The 23,068-nt window shown below is 54.2% G+C and carries 20 protein-coding genes and 1 pseudogene; 8 read left to right on the top strand and 13 right to left on the bottom strand.

The window, feature by feature from the left end; genetic code table 11:
• Positions 1–64: 64 nt before the first annotated feature.
• Positions 65–853: an IS21-like element helper ATPase IstB gene (istB, locus tag AAC01S_RS14000; RefSeq protein WP_067623580.1), complete on the bottom strand. Its 789-nt coding sequence runs from the start codon at positions 851–853 to the stop codon at positions 65–67.
• Positions 850–2,262 carry an IS21 family transposase gene (gene istA / locus AAC01S_RS13995; RefSeq protein WP_169794052.1) on the bottom strand — a complete coding sequence of 471 codons (1,413 nt, stop codon included), beginning with the start codon at positions 2,260–2,262 and terminating at the stop codon, positions 850–852. The genes istB and istA (AAC01S_RS13995) overlap by 4 nt, the downstream gene beginning before the upstream one ends.
• 114 nt (positions 2,263–2,376) lie before the next feature.
• On the opposite strand from istA (AAC01S_RS13995), the gene AAC01S_RS13985 reads away from it, so the two are divergent.
• Positions 2,377–3,644 (top strand): IS3 family transposase gene (locus tag AAC01S_RS13985; RefSeq protein WP_157071185.1). Its coding sequence is split into 2 segments (ribosomal slippage): positions 2,377–2,698 and positions 2,698–3,644, totalling 1,269 coding nucleotides; the frame shifts between segments, so codons are not numbered across the junction.
• 92 nt (positions 3,645–3,736) lie between these two features.
• Here AAC01S_RS13985 and AAC01S_RS13980 read toward each other — a convergent pair.
• From AAC01S_RS13980 to pstS, 6 genes and pseudogenes are all read right to left on the bottom strand, one after another.
• Positions 3,737–3,883, bottom strand: a pseudogene (locus tag AAC01S_RS13980) (helix-turn-helix domain-containing protein); the annotation flags it as partial.
• A gap of 163 nt (positions 3,884–4,046) precedes the next feature.
• Entirely contained in the window at positions 4,047–4,832 is a 786-nt protein-coding gene (gene istA, locus AAC01S_RS13975; RefSeq protein WP_169794051.1) for an IS21 family transposase, read from the bottom strand.
• Positions 4,833–4,954: 122 nt separating this feature from the next.
• Positions 4,955–5,452, bottom strand: coding sequence for a GNAT family N-acetyltransferase (locus tag AAC01S_RS13970; protein ID WP_067623588.1), 498 nt, complete (start codon positions 5,450–5,452; stop codon positions 4,955–4,957).
• A gap of 602 nt (positions 5,453–6,054) precedes the next feature.
• Positions 6,055–8,121: an ABC transporter substrate-binding protein gene (locus tag AAC01S_RS13965; protein ID WP_245630230.1), complete on the bottom strand. Its 2,067-nt coding sequence runs from the start codon at positions 8,119–8,121 to the stop codon at positions 6,055–6,057.
• Positions 8,122–8,553: 432 nt separating this feature from the next.
• Positions 8,554–9,519 (bottom strand): glycosyltransferase family 2 protein, encoded by a 966-nt coding sequence (locus tag AAC01S_RS13960; protein ID WP_157071184.1) that lies wholly within the window; start codon positions 9,517–9,519, stop codon positions 8,554–8,556.
• 93 nt (positions 9,520–9,612) lie between these two features.
• Positions 9,613–10,698 (bottom strand): phosphate ABC transporter substrate-binding protein PstS, encoded by a 1,086-nt coding sequence (gene pstS / locus AAC01S_RS13955; protein ID WP_067623560.1) that lies wholly within the window; start codon positions 10,696–10,698, stop codon positions 9,613–9,615.
• Between the two features lie 213 nt (positions 10,699–10,911).
• On the opposite strand from pstS, the gene AAC01S_RS13950 reads away from it, so the two are divergent.
• Complete coding sequence (locus AAC01S_RS13950; protein WP_067623557.1) at positions 10,912–12,069, top strand: cytochrome P450; 1,158 nt, start codon at positions 10,912–10,914, stop codon at positions 12,067–12,069.
• A gap of 69 nt (positions 12,070–12,138) precedes the next feature.
• Here AAC01S_RS13950 and AAC01S_RS13945 read toward each other — a convergent pair whose 3' ends face one another.
• Positions 12,139–13,092: a GGDEF domain-containing protein gene (locus AAC01S_RS13945; RefSeq protein ID WP_067623550.1), complete on the bottom strand. Its 954-nt coding sequence runs from the start codon at positions 13,090–13,092 to the stop codon at positions 12,139–12,141.
• Positions 13,093–13,333: 241 nt separating this feature from the next.
• On the opposite strand from AAC01S_RS13945, the gene AAC01S_RS13940 reads away from it, so the two are divergent.
• From AAC01S_RS13940 to AAC01S_RS13925, 4 genes are read left to right on the top strand one after another with little or no spacing between them, the layout of a single operon-like run.
• Positions 13,334–13,792 carry a DUF420 domain-containing protein gene (locus tag AAC01S_RS13940; protein WP_067623548.1) on the top strand — a complete coding sequence of 153 codons (459 nt, stop codon included), beginning with the start codon at positions 13,334–13,336 and terminating at the stop codon, positions 13,790–13,792.
• Between the two features lie 35 nt (positions 13,793–13,827).
• Positions 13,828–14,604 (top strand): glucose 1-dehydrogenase, encoded by a 777-nt coding sequence (locus tag AAC01S_RS13935; protein ID WP_157071187.1) that lies wholly within the window; start codon positions 13,828–13,830, stop codon positions 14,602–14,604.
• 10 nt (positions 14,605–14,614) lie between these two features.
• On the top strand, positions 14,615–15,799 hold the full coding sequence (locus AAC01S_RS13930) for an iron-containing alcohol dehydrogenase (RefSeq protein ID WP_245630229.1): 1,185 nt from the start codon (positions 14,615–14,617) through the stop codon (positions 15,797–15,799).
• Between the two features lie 2 nt (positions 15,800–15,801).
• Positions 15,802–16,710 carry an aldo/keto reductase gene (locus AAC01S_RS13925; protein ID WP_067623585.1) on the top strand — a complete coding sequence of 303 codons (909 nt, stop codon included), beginning with the start codon at positions 15,802–15,804 and terminating at the stop codon, positions 16,708–16,710.
• Between the two features lie 71 nt (positions 16,711–16,781).
• Here AAC01S_RS13925 and AAC01S_RS13920 read toward each other — a convergent pair whose 3' ends face one another.
• Positions 16,782–17,678 carry a hypothetical protein gene (locus tag AAC01S_RS13920; RefSeq protein WP_067623540.1) on the bottom strand — a complete coding sequence of 299 codons (897 nt, stop codon included), beginning with the start codon at positions 17,676–17,678 and terminating at the stop codon, positions 16,782–16,784.
• A complete protein-coding gene (locus AAC01S_RS13915) occupies positions 17,671–18,735 on the bottom strand; it encodes a phosphodiester glycosidase family protein (protein WP_067623537.1) in 1,065 nt (354 codons plus the stop codon). The genes AAC01S_RS13920 and AAC01S_RS13915 overlap by 8 nt, the downstream gene beginning before the upstream one ends.
• Before the next feature lie 256 nt (positions 18,736–18,991).
• Here AAC01S_RS13915 and AAC01S_RS13910 point away from each other — a divergent pair, with 256 nt between their 5' ends.
• Both AAC01S_RS13910 and AAC01S_RS13905 read left to right on the top strand, forming a co-directional pair.
• Entirely contained in the window at positions 18,992–19,621 is a 630-nt protein-coding gene (locus AAC01S_RS13910) for an O-methyltransferase (protein ID WP_067623535.1), read from the top strand.
• A 112-nt stretch (positions 19,622–19,733) separates the two neighbouring features.
• Positions 19,734–20,402 carry a potassium channel family protein gene (locus AAC01S_RS13905; RefSeq protein WP_169794050.1) on the top strand — a complete coding sequence of 223 codons (669 nt, stop codon included), beginning with the start codon at positions 19,734–19,736 and terminating at the stop codon, positions 20,400–20,402.
• Positions 20,403–20,444: 42 nt separating this feature from the next.
• On the opposite strand, the gene AAC01S_RS13900 is transcribed toward AAC01S_RS13905, so the two are convergent.
• Both AAC01S_RS13900 and AAC01S_RS13895 read right to left on the bottom strand, forming a co-directional pair.
• Positions 20,445–21,857 carry a D-alanyl-D-alanine carboxypeptidase family protein gene (locus tag AAC01S_RS13900; RefSeq protein ID WP_245630228.1) on the bottom strand — a complete coding sequence of 471 codons (1,413 nt, stop codon included), beginning with the start codon at positions 21,855–21,857 and terminating at the stop codon, positions 20,445–20,447.
• Between the two features lie 192 nt (positions 21,858–22,049).
• The coding region (locus AAC01S_RS13895; RefSeq protein WP_067623530.1) for a sodium:solute symporter family transporter at positions 22,050–23,068 on the bottom strand (1,019 nt) is incomplete at its 5' end.

The following is a 23,068-nucleotide window of genomic DNA, read 5'->3' as shown; positions in this document are numbered from 1 at the left end:
TGTATTTGTCAAGCGAAAAATCCCCCACATGTTCACCGAAAAATCCCCCACCTAAAACTGGGCATCATGCAAGGTTTTGCTTTTCAAGCCACTCTTTCGTCTCTTTCATGCGAAACGAATTTCCGTTCATGTTAATCGTGTAGGATTGGTGAGTCAGCCGGTCAATCATGGCTGCTGTCATGACAGGATCTTGGAATATCTCGCTCCAACGTTCGAATGACAGATTTGTCGTGATCATGGTGGATTTGCGCCCAGCTCGTAGGGAGAGATGGGTAAATAGAAGCTCTGAGCCCTCCTTGTCGAATGAGATGTAGCCCATTTCATCAGCGATGACGAGGTCGTACTTTTCGAACCGGCTTTGAAACTGGCGCAGCGTATGTTCTGTGCGGCTTTCACGCAGTCGGTTCACGAGGATGGGCACAGTCGTGAACCACACCTTGTGGCCCTCCATGCAAGCTTTTATGCCCAATCCAATTGCCAGGTGGGTCTTCCCAGTGCCGGGATTCCCGGCCAAAATGACGTTGCGGCCCTCCTTAATGAAATCGAGGCTCTTTAACAGCTTAAGCTTCTGTTGCGCATCTGGCGGAAGGTCAGGCACAGACAAGTCCTCAAGGTATTTCTTGTACGTGAACTCCGCCAAACGAATGCGGTTCTTCACGGACGATTCCTGTCTGGCATCGCACTCGCGTTGAAGTAACAATCCAAGAAACTCCTCGTACGTCATGTCGCGTTGCTGTGCTTCAGTGACATGTTCGCTTAGGTGCGCCCGGATCATGGGTAATCGCAGTTCCTTGGTGTACTGGATAATCGCGTCATGCCAGGTCTTGCGCGGTGTGGTGTGGCTGCTGCTCATGCACTCACCGCCTCCCGTTCTACGGAACTGGTGCGAAGCAACGCATCGTACTGGCGCAATTGTTGGATGGCGTGTTCTGAGATGTCCTTGCTCTCGTTCCCAAGCAGGAACTCACGCTGTACCTGTTTGTCCTTGTTTCTTGCGCAAACCAGCTTAATGTTGTCTGTGGTCACGTGGCGCACACTTATGGACTGCAACTCATCAATAGCTTTCTTCACCTCGTCCAGCGTGAGTCCGGTTGCAATTTCCTGTACGAGCACGATGAAATCCTTCTCCCGCCCTGTATAATGGGACGTGTATATCTTTCTCAGTGCGTCCGGGGCCTGTTTCATGGCGATGCTCGTCGCCAAGGCGCCCGGCTTCTTTTTGAATGTGCAAAGAAAGTGTTCCAGTTCAATCATCCACTGGTAACTCTCCAATGACCGTGGGTGTTCCGCCACATGTTTGTCGTCGTGGAAACATACGATTCGATCCGAGTAAATTTTAACCATGATCTTCTTACCGACCAATGAATCCGGTACGGAGTAATGATTTTTGTCCACGCAGATGGTGGAGTATTTATCCACACGCAGACATTCCACACGAGCCGCATCCAATGGAGGGAGTTTTTCACGCAGATGCGAACGCTCCTCCTGCAAACATTCCCATGCACTACGCCCGTCGCGATTGGATTGCGCCTTGTGGTTGAGGCGCTCACAAACGCTTATCAGGTACTCGTTGGCGCTCTCGAGTGAATCGAACTCGTACCTGGACGCGAATGCTCTTCTACGCACCACCTCAACGCTGCGTTCCACATGGCCCTTCTCGTTGCCGCTGCACACGTTACAGAAGCGAAACTGAAATCCGTAGTAGAGCGATAGCTGCAGCAACGCGTCTGTGGGCTCCTTTTCGGTACCAGCCAACTTCTTGACCGCGACCCGCATATTGTCATACACCATCTGCTGATACACGCCGCCAATGTGCTCAAAGAATTTTACGTGGACCTCCTGAAAACACTCGCTCTTTTGCTTGTTGAACAACCATGCAAATCGGTAGTTTCCATAGGCAGACGCGAACACCGCCATCTGAAACTTTTGCATTTCGCCCGCGATTTCGAGCTTCACCTCGCCCCAATCGAATTCACAAACATCCCCAGGCAAATAATCTGACTTGATGTAAGCCTCTCTGGTCTTTGACTCCAGCGCTCTAACGGTTCGTAACACGCTACCATAACTGATACAGACGCCAGAGTTCTCAAGCTCAGAATGAATATCCACAGGCCGTCTGACTTGCTTGTGCAGCCCCTTGTTCCTGCGCTCCTCATTCTCCGCCAGGAAGCCTCGAATCTTTTCCTCAACCTCCTCAGTGACAACTGGCTTAGGACGAACACCGACTTGATACTTGGGCGCCTGGACAATCCCCTCCGTCAATACGCCTATCCTCATTGGATCCTTGGTTCGAATTAACTCCTCCCTCTTAAGCCCCGTTATATAATTGGACAAGACCTGATGTTTGTAGAAGGATAGACTCAGGAGGGATTGTTCATGGTCAGGCGTAAGTTTTCCCAGAAGTTTAAGGAACAGGTTGTGAAGGAATGTTTGGAGACTGGCAATGTGTCCATCGTTGCTCGCAAACATGAGATTCGTGCGAATGTGGTGAACCGTTGGGTAAGCCTCTATAAGAATGGTGGATTTTCGATCGGGAAAACAGGAACCGGCTCGACGAATATCACGACAGATGAATATCAACAGCTGGTGGCGGAGAACAAGGAACTCGAAAAAACGAACGAGCAACTCAAGCGGACCTTGGGTGAACAGGCGCTTGAAGTGTCCATCTTGCGTGACCTGTTAAAAAAAGTGAACCCTCACTTGCGGACAAAATAGACATCGCAAGAAAGTGGATAGCCAAAGGCTACGCTGTAAGCCGGGTGCTACGCATTGTGGGGGTCTCTCGTTCCACTTACTATTTCCAACAGACACATGAGCCCAAACCACGAGTCTACCGCGGTGGGAGACCTATACCTGGTTACTCGTTGACGGTGGATGGGCGAAAAGTCAGCGACGGACAAATCAAAGAATGGCTGATGGAAGAGATCGAATCGGATGGACTGGGCTATGGATACGTCAAGTTGATGATCCAATTACGCAGACACCATGGACTGGTCATCAACAAGAAGAAGGTATATCGGCTGTGTAAGGAGCTGGGGATCCTCAAACCGCAACGTCCTGTAAAACATTCATACCCAAGAAAATTAGCCCGGAATCGGGATATTACCGCACCAAATCAACTGTGGGAGGTGGATGTGAAATACGGCTACATTCATGGGGAGGACAAGTTCTTCTTTATTTTGTCATACATCGATGTGTTCGACCGACAAATTGTCGGGTACCACATTGGACTGCGGTGTGAAGCCAAGGACGTCGTCATGACGCTACAAAGCGCGTTGTGGAAACGAAAGTTATTCACGGGTGAACAAGCCATGCCCGTGGTTCGTTCAGACAATGGACCACAGTTTGTCAGCCATGTGTTTGAGAAAGCGTGCGAGGACCTCAGAATCGAGCATGAACGGATTCCGCCAAAAACGCCGAACATGAATGCACACATCGAGTCATTTCATCGAGTGCTGGAGGATGACAGACTATCCACATGTGAGTTTGCGACATACGCAGAGGCGTACGAGACTGTGGACACGTACATGAAGTGGTATAACAGCGCTCGAATTCATTCAAGCATTCATTACTTGTCACCGATTGAGTTTCACCAACGGCATCTGACGAGCGGACTGATGCCAGTAAAACCAGTTCGCGTCTAATGCGCAAACGAGAAATCCTGGATGCGGATAAATGGGTGTCGGAATATTAAATCATTCTACAAAAAAGAGCGATTGTCCAATAAGAAGGGGTTGACCCGCTCCCGCTGCTGCTCATATTCGACGATGTATTTGCGAATCGTCTTTCTATCCATCCCTGTCCTTCTTGCAATCTCCCTTTGAGAAATTCCCTCGTGAAAATAGGCCAGCAGAATCTCCTGCTTCTGCTTCAATTGAATCATCTCCTCAACCACCTCACCGTAGTGAGGCTATCATAGGGTGGGGGAATTTTCGATTGTTCCAGTGGGGTACTTTTAGGCTATCAAATACAGGAATCTTACGCGATGATTTTGAGGAAATCAAAACCGATGTTTTTGGGGAAATCGACCCGATTTTTTTGAGGAATTACATCCGATGTTGACACCATGTGAGTGCCTGACGGTTGAGATCAGCCATTCCAGTAAAGCGGCGTCCGGGCCAGAAGTTGTCTTTGACAAACCCTACGCCACGCTCTATCTTGCCTTTCGTCTGTGGCACACGTACTCGACACAGTTTTGGTGTCAGCCCAACGGTCAGGACGAAATCTTCAAACAGCGGATGCCATTTGGGTGTGCCATCATCGTTGCGACCAATGACCACGGTCTTCACGTGATCAGTGAGCCCAAACTTCGGAACGCCACTGAAGTGCTCGAGCGCATGAATGAAACACCGTAGAAAGCTATGAATGTCGCATCGCCTCGTAAACTCCACATAGATGGAGCGGGAGTATCCCAGAACCATCACGAATACCGCCACCTTGTGTGTACGCCCGTTCTCATCCTGCTCCTCGCAAAAGCCCCAATCAATCTGTGCCTGTTGCCCCGGCTTGGTCTCATAACGTCGCTTCGCTTGTACCTGGCGTGGTGGACGATGCGGGTGTACAAACGCTTTGATTTGTGTCACGCCACCCGTGTAGCCCATCTTCTCCAGGCGTTGCTTCATGGCGACGCAGTTGAACAATCCCTCACTCATCCACTGCTCAATCTGTTGGATGAACGGTTCGAGTTTCGTCCTGCGCTGTGGTCGTCGCTTTGCCTCCACCGGATGACCATCCCGCAGATACTTCTTCACGGTATTCTTCGAATGCCCCGTCTCTCTAGCAATCTCACGCCAACCCTTTCCTTCCGCCTGCAAACCTTGTAGTCTTAACATAGACCCACCTCGTAACATTTGGATTCTCCTCTCCGAAAACGGTCAGGTTCTCGAAGGGAGTTATTCAACGCAGGTGGGTCATTTTCATTCCGGCGGGCGTTCTCATTATGGAAATCCATTCCCTAAAGAATTTTCGCCATATAATACTCATCTACGTACCTACCGTTTACGAACAGCGAGTCCTTTGCGATCCCTTCTATCTCAAAGCCGACTTTCCTATAGAGCGCCAAGCCAGCCTCGTTATGGACCATGACAGTTAATTCAAGACGATGCGCTCCCATTTTTCTCGCCCACTTTTCTGTCTCTGCGAACAGGGCAGTACCAATTCCTTGGCCGGTGTATTCCTGTAAGATTCCGATGACAACGTAAACCTTGTGTTTGTTCCTTCGAAATTCGCCGCCATACGCCCCAAGATAGCCAACGAGCTTGCCTGCATCTTCCGCGACAAAGACCATACTGTTGCCAGCGGCCAACAAGGAGTGGATGGCATTCTTCTGCTGTTCGACATTCGTGATGCGCTCACCAGGCTCTAACATCATAAAGTCCGTTTCGTCATCGAGTTTTTTACACAATTCGATATAATCTTCCGCATCAGCCTCAGTGATTTTACGAATTTGCATCAGATGTACCTCGTCTTGTCTCACGATTCGAAATGGCCCCGTCAGGGTGACTGTCTTGTGATCATTGTAATGGAACTCAAACAGCAAAGTCTCGGAACTGAGAGTCGTGCCGTCCACACTTCGGGAGGGGACTCCCGTCGGGACAAAATAAGCACCTGTCAGCCGCTTAAACGTGTCGAATCGGCAGATTGGCAGCGAATAAGGGGGCGGCGGACGCCTATTTGCCTGAAACTACGGCGTTCTGCGGGCTGCGGAGGCAAATTAGGGGTCTGGGGACGCTTATTTGCCTTCGATCCGGCCATTTCACGGAGATAAGCGTCTCAGCGACGCTTATTTCCCCGTTCACCTTCAACGTACACCCTCGCCCGCGTCAGCCATCGCGATCTCGCCGCCCAACGTTGTTGTGAGGTCCTCCTTCACTCGTTCGAAACTCTTGTTCTGCAAGGTTTTGCGGCTCATTCTGGACATGGATAAGCTGTGTTTGTGCGGCTTGTCTGAATCCACCCTTACACGATTTGCATCCAGTCGACTCCGTCAGGAGGCTGCTCCGGATCATCCGAGATGACCCGGAGCGGCCTTTAACAAGTTGATCGATGCTAGTTCTATTTTACGGATAAGTACTGCATCTGATAGAAATTGCCCCAGGCCCACGGATTTGGTTGAGCACCTGTGACGCCCTTTCGTTCTACGTAATAGGTTTCATTGTAATACAATGGGATTGTGTATCCGAGGGCCGTCGTTTGATTCAAGATGTCAGCGGCATATGGTGCGGCTTCGGCGTTCGAAAGGCTGTTTGTCATGTATGCATACCACATTCTCCAGTTCTTATAGGTGGCTGACTCGTATTTATCCTCGTACACCTGATAGTCCAGCGCCGAGTTGTTGATGCCGCCTGTTGAAGCGGTGACCGTTTCAGGGGCGATAAATTCCCAAGCCAACACGTATGCAGCATGTTTGGCCGCCGGCGTCTTGGCGGTCTTCCAGGCCTGAATCATGGAATTCCAGTTCTGCTGAATGGTCGGAGTCCCAGGAGGCTGGAGAATCGCTTGCCATTTCGCTGGCTGTTCCTTGGTCCATTTCGTGATGTACGCGGCGTCGACCTTCTCCTCCTTAATCAGGCGGGACCAATCGCTCCACTTCACGCCCTCCTGCGGATTGGCTGGATTTCCATATTTCTTGACGGAGGCGGGATCGTACGGATTATTGTACCAAGCGAGCACCTGCGCCGTTTGCTTCTGCGTCCATCCAAAGTTGCCGACAAAAATTGTGCCCTGCGTGCCGCCCATATCAATCGTGGCTGGTTCGTTCCAATTGGTTGCACTCGCTCCCACGTTAAATCCGGGCTGGATGCCTTTCTTTGGCCCGCCGTAGGTAACCCAACTGTCGTCTGTCGCGTTCAACTGGACGATCTTCGACTGGATACCCAAATCTTGCTTCAGTTCCTCGGATACGGCTTCAGCCACGGGAACTTCCTGCGGATTGCTCGCGGGAACTTCAGCGTACAGGTAGATTGGCGGCAAGCCCTTGCCGTCGGGATAACCGGCCTGGGCCAACAACTTCTTTGCGTTGGTCAAGTTTTCAGGCAAGCCCTTCAACAGCCGTTGTGTGGGCCATCCTGGTGTGGAGAACGTCGTTGTGACACCTGCCATGCCACTGAGAACCGACTGTACGATTGGGGCGCGCTGGATCGCTTCAGCGATGGCTTCACGAATCTTAGCATTATCGTACGGAGACGCGATGGCCGAATTATCCCACTCCAAGTATTCGATGCTATAGTCGGGAGCCGAGTGCAACTCACTACTCAAGTTGTGCGTCTTAATGTAAGACAAATCAGACGATGAACTCACTTGTGCGACATCTACTTTGTTGGCCATGAAATCTTCAACGGGCACCGTCGTCGCGGGAACAACATCGATCTGTTGAGCGTTTCCGGAGTTCACCTCATTTGGATTTCCAATGTACTTTGTGTTTTTTACCAGGACGAGGGTACCACCTGGGGTAAACGATTGTACCGTATAGGGGGCGTCGCTTACCCATCCCTTTCCGTTTGAAAACAACTGAGGGTTTGCATTCACGGCCTTCTCATCCAAAGGCATCGATGCGGCGGTCGCCAGCTCACCTAAAATATCGTGCGGGGTCGACGTAGTAATCTGTATCTCGTAGTCATTGACGACCTTCAAACCAACTGCACTGGCGGGAACCGCCCCAGAATGATACGCATACGAGTTCTTCACATAATTGAATATACCGAGCCAGAGCTGTGCTGCCGAGTCCGCCGGATTCAACTGGCGCATCCACGCATAGTAAAAGTCGTGCGCCGTGACTGGATCACCGTTGGACCACTTCGCGTTCTTCCGCAACATGATGGTCCAAGTCAATCCGTCTTTAGACACGGAGTAGCTGGCTGCGATTTTCGGGACTACCTGATTTTTTTGGTTGTAACCGTACAAACCTTCCAAAATGGTTCCCTGATCTACGAGAATCTGGCCTGCCCACTGAGAGGGATCGAGCGACGAAATGGTTTGAGGAGCTGCTGGCCCCGTGATCGTCACCGTATCCGTGCTTGCGGCGGCGGAAGCCACGGGCGCGTTCAGAGTCGCGCCAACACCTGTGATCGCCGTGGTGCTGAGCGTCATCATCGCCAATTTTTTCTTGATAGAGAATTTCACCAAAGTGCACCCTCCTTGCGTTCTCCTACCGTCGGGATCCAATGGTTACATCTGCTCCATACGCATCTTTCGGACTGTTGTGCTGCCCCCACCGTATTTTGTATGCGCTTTCATCAAAGCGGACATGGAATATGCTCGAACCGACATCCCCCTTCTCGTGTCCTGTATGGTCGCCCCCCCATTTTAGATTTCCCCTGCTAAGAAAGCCCCTGTTACCGAACCTGGCCGGCCAACTGAATCCTAGCAACAGTGCCGGAAAAGCAGTGAAAGGTTCGATACAGCCAATTTTATCAGGTATTTCGATAGGGACTATGGTTTGATTGTCCCTTTCGTGTCTTTAGCAGTGGTGAAATGACTAACGCTGCCTGCGGGCGCGCCAGAGTAAGACCATGGATGGCCAGCAAGTGATGAACACACCGCCAATCCAGCGTCTCACAACGCTGGTTGTCCCAAGCGAAGCCGTTCGGCGATACGCCTGAAAGCTTCTTTCGAATAAGTCCCCATCACATCGTTGTGCTTCACCAATTTCTCGATCCATTGGTCCCTAGCGTCCTGCGAAACGTTGTCTCTCAGACGACAGTGGAGTTCCAATTCGTCTTCGGTGAATGGAATGCGCATTCTCCGCAGTTGCCGTTCATGCAGTCGTTTGACGGACGCCCGTTGCGCGCCGGGGTGTCGGGTGCTGACCTGGTTTTCGTGCATGCGGTAGACGACGAGATTTTCCGGTATCACCGCGAGGCGAAGCGACCATGCGCAGCGATCCCACAATTCGTAGTCCTCTGCGTGGATGAAGGCCGGATCGTAGCGAAATCCACCGGCGTTCCACGTCTCTCGTCGAATGAAAACAGTGGGGTGTGCCAAACAGTTGTGAAACAAGAGACCTGCTTGAATACTCTCGTGATCTTGGGGATACGTCCACTGCGGTTCGCCCGCCCCGCCGATGATGTTCACGAAGCTTCCGCAAATGTCGATGTCGGGATGGTGCTTCATAAACGTCAGTTGAACGTCGAACCGATCTTCCCGGCAAATATCGTCGGAGTCCATGCGGGCGATGAACTTTCCTGTGGCGAGAGCCAAGCCGCGATTCAACGTCTGGACCAATCCTTGGTGCGGAGCCGTTAACCAGTGAATGCGCGGATCTCCGTATGCTGTCACGACGCTCCGGGTATCCTCGGTCGATCCGTCGTCGAGAACAAGCAGTTCCCAGTCCGCGCAGGTTTGAGCGAGCACACTTTCGATGGCCTGGGGGAGATATCGGGATCGATTCCAAACAGGCATCAACACGCTGATGGTCGGATTCATCCAGTACCGTTCCTTCCACACACTTGCTGGACGATGCATCTCTTGGACGAGCACTTCGTTACCGCGTATTGTAGCCCCCATCCTGTTACGCAGCAAACGGAGTGGTCATCCCCCACGATAAGAATAAAAAGGCTGCCCCGAGTCATCCGAGATGACCTAGAGCAGCCTTCGACAAATACTGTGAAAATCTTAGCTGTGGATCTTGTTGATTTGGTGCTGGCTCAGTTCCTCAACCGTCGAAGGCAACGGCAAGAAGTGAACTGGCGAGAGATACTTCGACTGGTTGCCGCCGTTCGGATCGATGGCCCAATCGAGGAACTTCTTGACGTTGGTCGCGTCCGTCGCGCTAGGTTGTTTCGTATTCACGATGGCGTATTCGAAATTGATAATCGGATACGAGTTTTTGCCTGGCTCGTAAATCAGGGACAACGTCTCGTTCGCTGGAACGTTCTGCGTTCCGACGGATGCAGCGGCCGAGATGGTGGCGTTGGTTGGCAATACGTAGTTCCCGGATTTGTTCCGGAGCTCGGCTTCACCGATGGACGACGATGCCTGCAACGCGCTGTCCAAGTAGCTGATACCGACGTAGGAAATCGAGTATGGGGTTGCCGCGAGTGCATCAACGATACCGCTGTTGCCCTGTGCGCCAACCTGGTTGGGGAGCGCAGGCCACGACACGGTCGTTCCGTAGCTCACCGTCTTGCTCCAGGTAGCGTTGGTGTCGCTGAGCAACGAGGTGAACAGGAATGTATCGCCGCTGCTGTCCGAACGACGAACAGTCACAATCGGCTTCGCGGGAAGTTTTACGCCTTTATTGATGCTTTGAATCGCCTTGGCATTCCACATCGTAATCTTGCCTTCGTAGATCATAGCCAAGATGTTGCCCGTCAACTTCAAGTGGGTCGATTGCTTGATCCCCGGAAGGTTGTACATGATGGTTTGTGCGGAAATGGCAAGCGGAATATTCTCAATGCCAGGAGTTTGCGCAACCTGCGACGGCGAGAGGTACGCGTCGGATGCACCGATGTTCACCGTTCCGCTGATTGCGTCCGAGATACCCGTACCGCTGCCGGTTGACGCAGCCGTCAGTGTAACGCTCGGATCAACCTTTTGGTAGGCCGGGATCCATTCTTGTTGGAACAACGGATATAGCAACGATGAGCCGGTTTCGGTCAGCGTGCTGTTCGCGAATACAGGTGCAGCTATTCCAGCGGCAACGGCAGTCGTTGCTATCGCAGCCAATCCAGTAGTCAACTTCCTATACTTTCTCGTCATAATTCAGGTTACCCTCCCAGGGTAGTAGTAGTAGATTGCGGCACCGCATGAACCCAGAGTAATTGTCGAATGTAAAGAGATGATGTCGTTTTTGTAAAATTCGTGATCGGAATGTCTATATTTTTCTTGAAGTGTGGAACCGCTGGATTGAGAGGGACCACATGGAGGAATGTGCTGATCTATACTAAGGGCAACCCTGAGGGAGGTCATGCGATGAGTTCCGTTCCGACACACAGTCTTCACAATCCGTTTCCCTGGTATGCGCACATGCGTTCGAACAGTCCGGTATTTCAAGATCAGCGTGGAGTTTGGCACGTGTTCCGCCACGAGGACGTCAAGCGGGTCCTGTCCGATCACGACGCCTTCTCAAGCCGTCGCGGCTCCAGCGCGGATCCGCTCTCCACAAGTCTCATCAGCACCGATCCACCTCGGCACCGGCAGCTCCGGTCACTGGTGACGACTGCGTTCACACCGCGCGCCATCGCAAATCTGTCGCCAAGAATCGACGCCATCGCGAACGAATTGATCGCGTGTTTGCCTGAGCCCGGTCAAGCGCTCGACATCGTCGAGTTGCTGACGACGCCGTTGCCCGTCATCGTGATCGCGGAATTGCTCGGTATTCCAGCCGAGGACAGGGAACGATTCAAACTTTGGTCCGACGCCGTCATCGCTGGATCGCGCCAGGCGGAATCGGGCGAGGCCATGACGTACAGCGACGCGCAGCGCGAGATGGTTGCATATTTCGCGGACACGATACGAGCTCGATCCGCACATCCCAAAGACGACCTGATCAGCGCTTTGACGCAGGCGAAGGTCGACGGGGAATCCCTGTCGCAGATGGACATCCTGGGCTTCTGTATCCTGTTGCTCGTGGCCGGCAACGAGACGACAACCAACCTTTTGTCCAATTCACTGTTCACGTTGCACGAGCGACCGGCATTGTGGCAGACGCTCGCACAAGACCCCGCGAAGATTCCGGACTTTATCGAAGAGGTCCTGCGCCATCGCTCGCCCGTGCAACATATGTATCGAAGGTCGACGAAACAAGTGACCTTGTCCGGTGTGACAATTCCTGCGGAGAGTCACTTTGTTGCGTGGATCGGTTCCGCGAACCGAGACGAGGCCATGTACGCCGATCCGGATGAATTTGTGATCGATCGTCGGGATCGACATCTGGCATTTGGGCATGGGATTCACTTTTGCCTGGGTGCGCCGCTGGCGCGGTTGGAGGCGAAACAAGCGCTCGAAGCGCTCGTCAAGCGGTATCAGGGGGTCGTCATACCGAATCCTGACGCATGCGAGATGGTACCCACCAGCCTGGTCTATGGCTTCGCGAAACTGCCTGCACAATTCCTCGACGCGGAACCATGACGCATGTAGGACGATAGGTGGTCGAACGCATCGGGCAGGCTACCCGAAAGGCGCGCCTGCCTTAGATAATCACTGGACGGATTGAATTCGTTTCCGTTCGTACATATGCGAATCCGCCAAGTCGAGTATCTCTTTCCATGGAATTTTCAGATTCCAGTCGACGATCCCGACGCAAACTTGATATTCCTTGTCGGCAAACAGTTCGAGTAACTGTTTCCGAATTGAATCTGGATGGGTCCTGTCCGCTTGAAGGACCAACACATACTCGTCCCCGCCAATGCGAGCCGCAATGCCCCGCCCTTGGACAAAGCCGTGAAGTGTAAGGGCCATATCGGTCAGAATCTTGTCGCCGTAGGCATGTCCATACAGGTCATTGATGCGTTTGAATTGGTCGATATCCAATATGCCAACATACAGACTCCGCCGAGTGGCGCGGGTCTCATCGCAGAGAGTGGGAAGAAAATGTTCGAGGCCGCGGCGGTTCAAAATGCCAGTGAGCGGATCGCGTCGGCTGATGTCCTCCACACGCCGCCTCGCGATCAGCAATTCGGCGACGATGGACAACTGCGTAGAAAACGCGGTCATCAAGTCCGCGTCATGACCGGCCCTGTCAATACCGAGCAGCATCCATCCTGCCGCATGACCCTGATCGAGAATCGGCCAGGTCCCGTAAGCCTGAAGTTCCACGCTGTGCAGCAGCGACTGCCAGAGCGGCTCCATGTGCTCTGACGAACGCCACGAATATGTTGGCTTCCATTCGAAAATCGGACCAGGATTGGCGGAATCGAGTCTCCGGTTCAGTTCTTCAACGTCGACTGGCACACCCCACGCGCTCATCACACGAGGGCGTCGATCCAAGCGGCCGACATGGTCAGGAATAAATCTGCGCTCATAGAAGAACACCCCCGCAGCCACATCCAAATGTTCGAACAGGACTGACTGGGCCATCTGCAGCAATTCCGTTCCCCGCAAGGCGCATGTCCACTTTCTTGTTTGCTCTATCAATTCAAACAATTCTTTCAAAGACCTGTCCTTCTTTCACTAAACGAGTCGATCTGACGAACGACAACGCCGGAAGTAAGCCATTCGGCAAACAATACACGGTTCCATTATACAGAATTTAGTATGATTTCCAGACGCAATTGTCGATATTGATGAACAAAGAACGACAACATCCGCCGAGCGAATCATTCAAGCGGATACAACGTGCGTTCGGTGTGATAGTTCTGCTACAATTCGACCAAAAGGAGAAAGGTGGTACGGCATGGCGATAGTTCTTTCTTACATCAATGAAGCTTGCATTCTGATCAGCGCAGTATGTTTTGCGATTGGTTGGAGACAAATTCGAAAGAATCGGGTTCGCGTTCATCGTAGGTGGATGCTCACGGGTGTGGTTTTTGCTGCGTTATTCTTTATTATATACGCTTTAAAGACATTTATCATCGGCGATAACGAATTTGGCGGTCCGAAATCGGTACGAGTGTTCTATTACGTCTTTCTGCAGGCCCACTCGATTCTCGCGACGGTCGCGGCCATCATGGGCATCATCACGCTGACGTACGCCGCAAGGGCGAAGTTCGGGCGGCATCGCAAGATTGGCCCATGGACGGTTGTCACGTGGTTTGTGACGGCCGCGACAGGACTGGCCGTTTTCATCCTGCTGTATATCGCGTACACGCCAGGTCAAGCGGCGAGCCTCCTCCATTCGTATCTTGGACATTGAGTGTTTTGGACAAGCCCCCTATTCACGAGGTGAGTATCGTGACCGATAACCGTGTTGTCATCGTTACAGGCGGCGCGCAAGGGATTGGCCTTGGCATTGTCAAAGCTTTTTCCGAAGGCGGCAATCAAGTCGTGATCGCGGATATCGACGAAGAGGCGGCGCTCGAAGCCGTCGATAGTCTCAAAGATTCCACCGTCCCGCCAATATCGATCGCGACGGATGTCGCCGGCGAAACGTCGGTTCGAAGGCTGGTCGACGATGTGGCCAATCGGTTCGGGCGGATCGACGTGATTGTCAACAACGCGGGCATTTCCGCACCGCGCGAACGCATCGAGGATTTTTCGATCACCGACTGGGATCGGGTACTGGCCGTCAACTTGCGCGGGCCGTTCATGTTGACCAAATTTGCGGCGCCGTGGCTGCGCAAGGCTGCAGGGGGCGGCTGCGTCATCAACTTGGCGTCGACGCGGGCCCTGATGTCGGAGCCCAACACATTCCCCTACTCCGCGTCGAAGGGCGGGATCGTCGCGCTGACACACGCCTTGGCGGTGAGTCTCGGCCCAGACGTGCGCGTCAATGCCATCTCGCCTGGATGGATTGAAGTGGCGGATTGGCAAAAATCGGCCAATCGACAGACTCCAGTCCATCGCCCGGAAGACCTGTCGCAACACCCGGTCGGCCGCGTTGGAAAACCGTCCGACATCGCTTCGTTATGCCTGTACCTGTCATCTCCCGAGGCATCGTTCATTACAGGCCAGAACTTTGTGGTCGACGGTGGAATGACCGTCAAAATGATCTATGAACCCGATTGAGGTGAATACCTTGCCGCCATTCTCGTACGCCATATCCACAAACCTCGTGTTTGGCAACGGCACTGTCGCCAGCCTGCCTGCCAAGTTGACGGAACTTGGCTTTGGCAGACGTATCTTCCTGGTGACGGATCCGGGCTTGCTGGACGCAGGCATTCCGGAAAGATTGAAATCGGTGCTCGATGGCGCCGGCTTCTCGACGACGCTGTTCAGCCAAGTTCGTCCCAACCCCCGCGACAGCGACTGCATGGCGGGCGCAAAAGAGTTCGCGGCAAAGCGCTGCGACGCGATCGTCGCCGTTGGCGGAGGAAGTGCGATGGACACGGCGAAGACCATCGCGCTGCTCGCGAGGCAAGGCGGCACGCCGAGCGCGTACGCCGACGGACTGCGCAGCTACGGAGAGACTGCGCCAGTGGCCTGTATTCCGACCACGGCCGGGACCGGATCGGAAGTCACGCGATCCGCAGTGATCACCGAAGCCGACACGCACCGGAAGATGACGCTCAAACACGAATGGCTGCGACCGGCGTTTGCGTTGCTCGATCCCGAACTCACCGTCACCGTTCCCCCATCCGTCACCGCCGCAACCGGTGTGGACGCGCTCGTTCACGCCATCGAAGGCTACAGCTGCACAAAGTCACAGCCGATTTCGCGCGCCTTTGGCGCACAGGCGTTGGGCCTCATTTACCGGGCGTTGCCGAGAGCGTACAGCACACCGGACGATCTCGACGCGCGCAGCGACATGCTGCTTGGCAGTCTGCTTGCCGGACTCTGTTTTGGCTCCGCCGATGTCGCAGCCGTCCACTGTCTCGCCGAGGCGCTCGGCGGCCTGTACGATACGCCGCACGGCATCGCCAACGCGGTGTTCCTGCTGCCCGTGCTGCGATACAACGTCGTCGGACACGAAGCGATTCACGCCGAGATCGCGCGCCACATGGGGGTCGCCGCACAGGCCGACAGCGATGGTGACGCCGTGCAACGACTGCTCGACGAGATCGAACAGTGGCTGGCGCAGCTTGACATTCCGCCGATCACGCGACTGAACGGCGTCAACAGGGCGGATGACGACCGCATCGTCGAACTGGCGATGGCGAACGGATCGACCAGCAGCAATGTCCGACCGCTGACGGCGGAAGCGTATCGGGCCATTCTCGACGACGCGTACGAATCTGCGCAGGAAGGGCGGGATATCGGGTGATGATGAAGCGGAATGTGCTGGGCCAAAGCGGGATCGAAATCGGTGAACTGGGCTTTGGCTGCATGTCCTTGGACGCAAGCAAGCCGGAAGAATCCACTCGCATCTTGCGCGAGGCGTTCGATGCGGGCGTCACCTTTTTCGACACTGCGGATTTGTACGACGCGGGGAAAAACGAGGAGCTAGTCGGGCAAGCGCTGCAAGCCTGTCGACACGAAGTCGTCATCGCCACCAAAGTCGGCAATCGAATCATTCCCGGCCAGGCGGGATGGACCTGGGACCCGTCGCCAGCCTACATCGAGACAGCCGTCGAACAGAGCCTGCGCCGGCTCCGAACGGATTATATCGATTTGTACCAGTTGCACGGCGGAACCATGGACGATCCGTTCGACGAGATCGTGGAAACCATGGAACGGCTGCAAGCGCGCGGCCTCATTCGCGCATATGGTATTTCTTCGATCCGGCCGAACGTGATTCTGCACTACCTCAAGCACTCGCAGATCGCGAGCGTGATGATGCAGTACAGCCTGTTGGACAGGCGCCCTGAGGAATGGTTCCCGGCAATCGAGGAAGCCGGGGTGTCGGTCATCGCTCGCGGGCCCGTGGCGCGCGGCCTGCTTGGCGGCGGCAAACGCATGGCCGACGGGGAAACGTATCTGCAATGGACGCAAGCGGACATCGATGCAGCCTTGGCAAGCATACAAGAAATGCTCGATGGTCGATCCGCGACCCAGTTGAGCCTAGCGTTTGCCATGTATCCCAAGGTCGTGGCGACGGCGGTACCCGGCGCCAGTTCCCTTGCTCAACTTCGCGAAAACCTCGGCGTCTGTACCGCGCCGTCCCTAACCGCTGAAGAGATTCGCAAGTTGTCCGACGCCTTCCCCGCCGCCAAATACGAAGCGCACCGAGCATAAGCCTCGGTGCGCCGCCTTCCTCTTGTGTTCATTCCAATGATGTTCAGTCAAATATCGCCGCTCGCGGTGACTCAGGAATTCACCTGCACCCTTCCCGCATTGGAAATGGACAAATCGGCCGCCAGGGTCGGTTCCTGCAACTTCGATACCAGCGTGGACTGACCGTCCGGATTGTACTTATAGACCGATGTGACCAGACCATCCTTGTTGATGTCGCCATAGTACAGCGTGTCTCCGACGACGTCGACCAAGGCTGCATTCAGTTGAACGCGGTGTACGACATATTGGCTGTCGAAATAGAGCACGTTATACGATCCGTTCAGCGCGTCCTCGAAATACAATTTGTCTCCGGTCTCCGACAGCGCGATATTTTTGATGAAACGGCCTCCCAAGGGCACCAGCGTGACGTGGCTCATCGTTCCAATATGGTAGATGGCCGACGTCGAGGCCGTGTTGATCAAAATATAAATGTCGTTCGTCAACGTGCTGAACGTGATCTTTACGAACGCGGCGTCGGGAGAGAGACCTTGAAATCTCGTGACGATGGTTTGCTGTCCCGTCGGAACGTCCACCGTCTTCAATTCGAGATCCCCTGGTTCGACTTGCTCTCCGACGAACACCCGTTCATCCTGAATCCATTTCACGTACTCCACTTTGTATGGATTGCTCGCCTCACTCACGTCTTTTCGAGTCGACAAATCCATGATATGAAGGATATTTTTCGAATCCAAGTAAGCGACGTACGAGCGGTCGTCCGAGACGGTGACAAACTTGTATTTCGCTTTCAGCTTGGCGATCTCGCGATTCTCCGCCTTGGTTTCAGCCGCAATGGCGTTTGCGCTCGTTTTGGTTGACGGCGTATCGGTCACGTCGGTGAACAAGGCGTTGTAGTGATAGAATACGAGCATTTGACAGAGCGTCACAATTGCGACGAACCAAAACAGCGGTTTCCACAGTCGCTTAACCATTGCTGTTGGCACCACCTTTACTTGGCATCACAACAATGGATGTCGCGACACTGCGTTCACCCAGGATGTCCACGGGCCGATTGAGCACCTTGCCCTCATACACCATCGTGGACGACGATCCGCCATCGAGATTGGCGGCGATATCCGCATGGTACTTGAGCATCAGATTGGCGACATCTTCGTAGGTCGCGCCTGCGTCATTCGGCCCCGTCGCATAACGTCCGTCTGTAACGATCATAATGACGGTGCCATCCTTGGCTTGGCCGATCGCGGTCCGCGGATTCCGGTCCCATCCCGCCTGCACGGGTACCTCTTTTCCGTTTTCGACGAGTACCGGACCGAAGCCGACGCACTGTACGACGCCCAAGCTTCGCAGTTGGCTGAGCGAGTACGAGCCGGCAATCATTTGGCCCTCTTTCGTAAACGCAATCACAGGCTGTGGAGCCGTCTTGGAACCGCTTAACGCGACCAGATGCCCATCCGTAATGGTGATGCCCTCAGGATACGCTCCCGTGCCTTGCCAATTCGTATCGACAAAACCGCCGGCATTGATCCCGGCGACCGCGTGTGCGTCTTCAACCATCTGTTGGACTGTCTCACCGCGTTGGTGCAAGTACTTGGTCGCGACGACTCGGATTCGCTTGGGATCGCGAACCAGTAAAATAAACGCCTTGAATGTCGGCGCCTGATACGTAATTACCTTGATGGTATTGTCCTTAATATTGGTGTAGTTCTCGCGCTTGATGTCGGCCACCGGAATCGTTGGTCCGCTGAGATTGGACGACAATGCGTATTTCTTGACGGTCGCTTCCGATACGGTGTACAGCGAGAGCGGCCGCAATAGGTACGCGTGCCTGGTCGCGTCGACACTTTGAATGAGATAATCTCGCAAGCCGTGAAAAGGCCCAACAAAAATCCACAATATAGTCGAAACATAAATATAGACAACAGCAAAGGCCGTGTATGCAAGCCAGCGCAAAGGCCGCAGACGTTTTTTCGGGGCAGTGCCCTCGGCCTTCTTCTCCCGCCGCGTTCGTGGTTGATGGTTTTTATCCATAGAGAATCACTGCACCTACTTGTCTAAGGTCGTCGGAATTGCAATACAGGTGTACCGAATCATGGGAGTAGAATTTTGAATAGGCTTGAATAACTCCCTACCATTCTAAACGCAAAATTGCTCCGTACAACTATTCGCCGCGATTTCACGCGATTTGTGTCAAAATTGTCAAGCTTCTGGATAACCTTGTGAATTAAGAACCGTGCGTTACACTATAACATCAGATTCTCAAAATCAGATTGGAGGATACGGCGTCTTGGAATTGCTTCACTATGTGAATAGTTTATTACCTACCGATCCGATTGTACTACAAATCGAAGAGTCGATTCAGCGCGCCGGATTGCCTTCCATGAGCGTGCCGCAGATGATTGGGAGACTGCTCACCACGCTTGTCCGTCTCAAAGGCTGCGAATCCGCCTTGGAGATAGGGACATTCGTCGGCTACAGCGGCATCTGCATCGCCCGCGGCCTCAGTCACACAGGACGGCTTACGACCTTGGAAGAACGCGAATTGCACGCGAATTTGGCGCGGCGGCATTTCAATTTGGCGGGTGTCGCAGACAAGATCGACGTGGTGATCGGCCACGCTGCCGACAGTTTGAAGCGAATGTGCGAGGAAGAACGCCAGTTCGACTTCTTTTTCATCGACGCGGATAAGACCAGTTACCCGGAATACCTCATCTGGGCGACGCGGCTCGCCAAGAAAGGCGCCATCCTGGTGGCGGACAACGTGCTCGCAAAGGGGCGCGCAGCCGATTTCGACAATCACAATCCAACCCCCGTTGCGATCCGGCGGTTCAACGAATGTCTGTTGCATCATGAACAATGGCAGGCGACGCTGCTCCCTGCGTACGACGGCATCGCGATCGCGGAATTTTCAGGATGACTGACAGACATCGCGTCCACTGGAAATTGCCTCTTGACGGATTGTCCTTGCCAACCACTTGGCTTGAGAGTACGCTCGTAGTGATTATGGGCGGATAAGGAGACGAATGGATTTGCCACGAACTCGCAAGATGACGTTTGGTATCATTGGAATCGGACGGTTCGGGAGCGGTGCTGCTGTGGAACTGCTGCGGCACGGCCACGAGGTGCTGTTGATTGACAAAGACCCAACCTGCCTGGAACCATTCGGATCTCGGTGCGAGGTTGCCGTCGGTAACGCGGAGGACATCACGTTTCTGGAAGAAGCGGGGATCAAGGAAGTCGACGCCGTGATCATCGCGATTGGAGACAGTGAGACCAGCTCCAACCACGCGACCATCAATTGCAAGGATCTCGGGCTGTATGTCGTCGCCAAGGCGTTTCACGCAACACACGGAAAGATTCTCGAACGGCTCGGCGCGGATCGCGTCGTCTATCCGGAGCGGGATTCCGGGATGCGCCTCGCGCGACTGCTGACGCGGTCAGCGGTCCTCGACATGATTGAACTCTATGAAGAAGTCTTCATGATGGAGCTGACCGCCAAAGGCGAACTGGTCGACAAATCGCTGAGCAAACTGAACCTGACACGAAGATTTGGCGTTCAGGTTGTCATGATCATCCGAAGCAAGTCGACCATCTTTCCCGTCTCCGCGACGGATGAAGTGTATGAGGGCGACATTCTGGTCCTCGTAGGACCGCACGAGTCCTTGACAAAGATTGCCCGATTGACGGAGCGGGACTGAGCAATTACAGCAGATGGCGGACAGGCTCCAAGGGCTCGCCGGTCAGCGATAGGACTGCATCCGCCATGTTTTCGGTTGCACACGTACGGCCTGGCGCTGCCTTCGGCGCCGGACCGCTCTGCGACGCAGAGCCAAGCCCGCTATGGCAAACAGCAATCCGCCAACGAGCCAATAGAGCCAAGTGTGGTGTGATTTGCTCGCAACGATGATGGGATTCCAAGGTTTCCCGAAGTACACCGGAACGGTTCCTAAACGCTGCCCATGCGTCGAATCGACCACGATATCGCCCGCCCGAGTGTCTGCCGCGGCCGCGGCACTGGGCAGTTCCTTCACAAGAGAGCCGCGAAACGCAATCGGCTCGCCCTTCGGCACGGTCGCCACAACCTGCTCCCGCGTAATCAATGGCACTACGCCGCCCGCGCTTGGAACGACGCCGACAAGTTCATTCGGTTGATAGAGCACCTGCGTTTGGTAGTGCGCGAAAGCGTAATCGAGCAAATTCGCCGCGTCTTGCCTGATTTGTCCATCCGTCGGGCAATCCATCAGCACGGCCAGAAACTCCTGGTTCCCTCGCTTCGCGGCAACGACAATGGTCTCGTGTGCGACACTGGTGAATCCCGTTTTGATACCGATAGCGCCTGGGTAGTAGAAGAGCATCGAGTTGAGGTTGGAAAGTTTCGCCTGCCAGGCTTGCCCTTTCCAGTCGAAGTACTTGGTGTCCACGATCTTGCGAAACATCGGATACTGCATCGCAGCCCGCGCGATCAACGCCATATCGTAGGCCGTCGTCACGTGGTTGGGATCAGGCAGACCGTTGGGATTCGTAAAATGCGTATGATCTGCCCCCAAAGCCTTCGCCTCCGCGTTCATCATGGATGCGAAGTGCGCCACGGTGCCTCCGTAATGCTCTGCGATCTCGACCGCGACGTCGTTGGCTGAATCCAGCAGCATCGCGTAAAGCAGTGGCTCTAATTTTTCCTGTTCGCCGACCTTCAAGTACAGCTTGTCCGGCGGTTGTCCCGCCGCATTCGCGCTGGCCGTCAGGGTATCGTTCAAATGGCCGAGCTTCAACGCCAACATGGCGGTCATGATCTTGGTAATGCTCGCGGGGTAATGCGCCGTCAACGGATCTTTGCCATAGACAATCGTCCCCGTATTCATATCCATCACGACGGCGGCCTGTGAGACGATGGCGGGCCAGTCGGAATGATTCTCGCCATCGACGTAAGGAACGTCTCCGGAGACTTGGTTGAGCACCTCTTGCGGCTGTCCACTCTCCGCGACCGGGACCGTTGTCGGCACGCTGCGGCTCGCGGCGCTCTTCGTTGGCTGGGGTGACGACGACGCCCCGGATGAGGCGAACGCGATCGGCGATACATCGACGAGATTTGCCATCAGACATCCGATCACGCCGACACCTATGTTTCGAATTATCGCCTTCCGAGTACGTTTCACCTTCGTTCCTCCTGCATTGAGCGCTCGATTTGTGTCAAGTCGGCACTACTAGACTATCTTCTTATCATAGGATGTCGAACCCGGGCTTGGCTAGAGGTTAATCTGGGCATTTTCACCCACAGCGAAGCAGCGATTCAATCGACTAGGGGGGGGGCGCCCGCCCGACTGAGCGAACGCCAACATTTCTCGTCCTCACGCGCTTGGACCATAATCCGATGCGATAGTCTGATCTACCCCGTTATAAACCTTTGCCGCGCGGAAGACCAGGGTCAATACGACCGTGACGACGATGTTTACAATCAATGCCCAAATTCCGGCGTACGCGGAGACAGATGCTCCAAACCAATGAATGGCGTAGGTCGTCGATTTATAACCGGTCGTTCCCCACATATAAATGCCGTACAAGATTCCGACCAGCCAGCCAACGAGCAGCGCCCGGCGATGGAACCATCCCGTATACAGTGTAAATACGAGCGCGGGCACGGTTTGAAGGATGAGAATGCCCCCCACTTGCTGCAGAGAGATGGCATACTGCTGCGGAAATCCGAGAATAAACACCAACGCGCCAACCTTGACCAGCAAGGATACCACTTTGGCCACATTCGCCTCGTGTTTGTCCGAGGATCGTTTGTGAAAGAATGCCCGATAGATATTGCGCGTGAACAGGTTCGATGCGGCGATCGACATGATGGCTGCAGGGACCAATGCTCCAATGGCGATCGCGGCGAAGGCAAAGCCCGCAAACCACCCGGGAAACTCCTTGAGGAACAGAAGCGGAACGGCCTGGTTGGTGTTGCTCGTGTGAATGCCCACAGCAAGTGCCATCAACCCGAGCAAGGTGATGAGACCAAGGCCGAACGTATACGCCGGCAGCAACGCCATGTTCTTCTTGATGGTTCTCCGACTGTTCGCGCTGAAAATGCCCGTGAGTGTATGTGGGTAGACGTACGCTGCGAGGGCGGATCCCAATGCCAACGTCGCGTACAACGTAGCACTCTGATTCGGGAGAATTAACGCACCTGGCGGATTGTGCGTCGCCAGTGCGGCCTGCGCCGCGGCAAACATGCGATGAAAACCGCCCAACTTGATGGGGATGACCACCACGGCCACAATGACCGTAATGTAAATCATCAAATCCTTCACAACCGCGATGAGCGCGGGCGCACGCAACCCACTGGTCAACGTATACAGAGCCAGCACGACAAACGCCA

Origin of the sequence: Alicyclobacillus acidiphilus NBRC 100859 (assembly GCF_001544355.1) — a bacterium.
Lineage (GTDB): Bacteria > Bacillota > Bacilli > Alicyclobacillales > Alicyclobacillaceae > Alicyclobacillus > Alicyclobacillus acidiphilus.
Note: the sequence above shows the minus strand (reverse complement) of the source record. Positions and strands in the feature narration are given on the sequence as shown.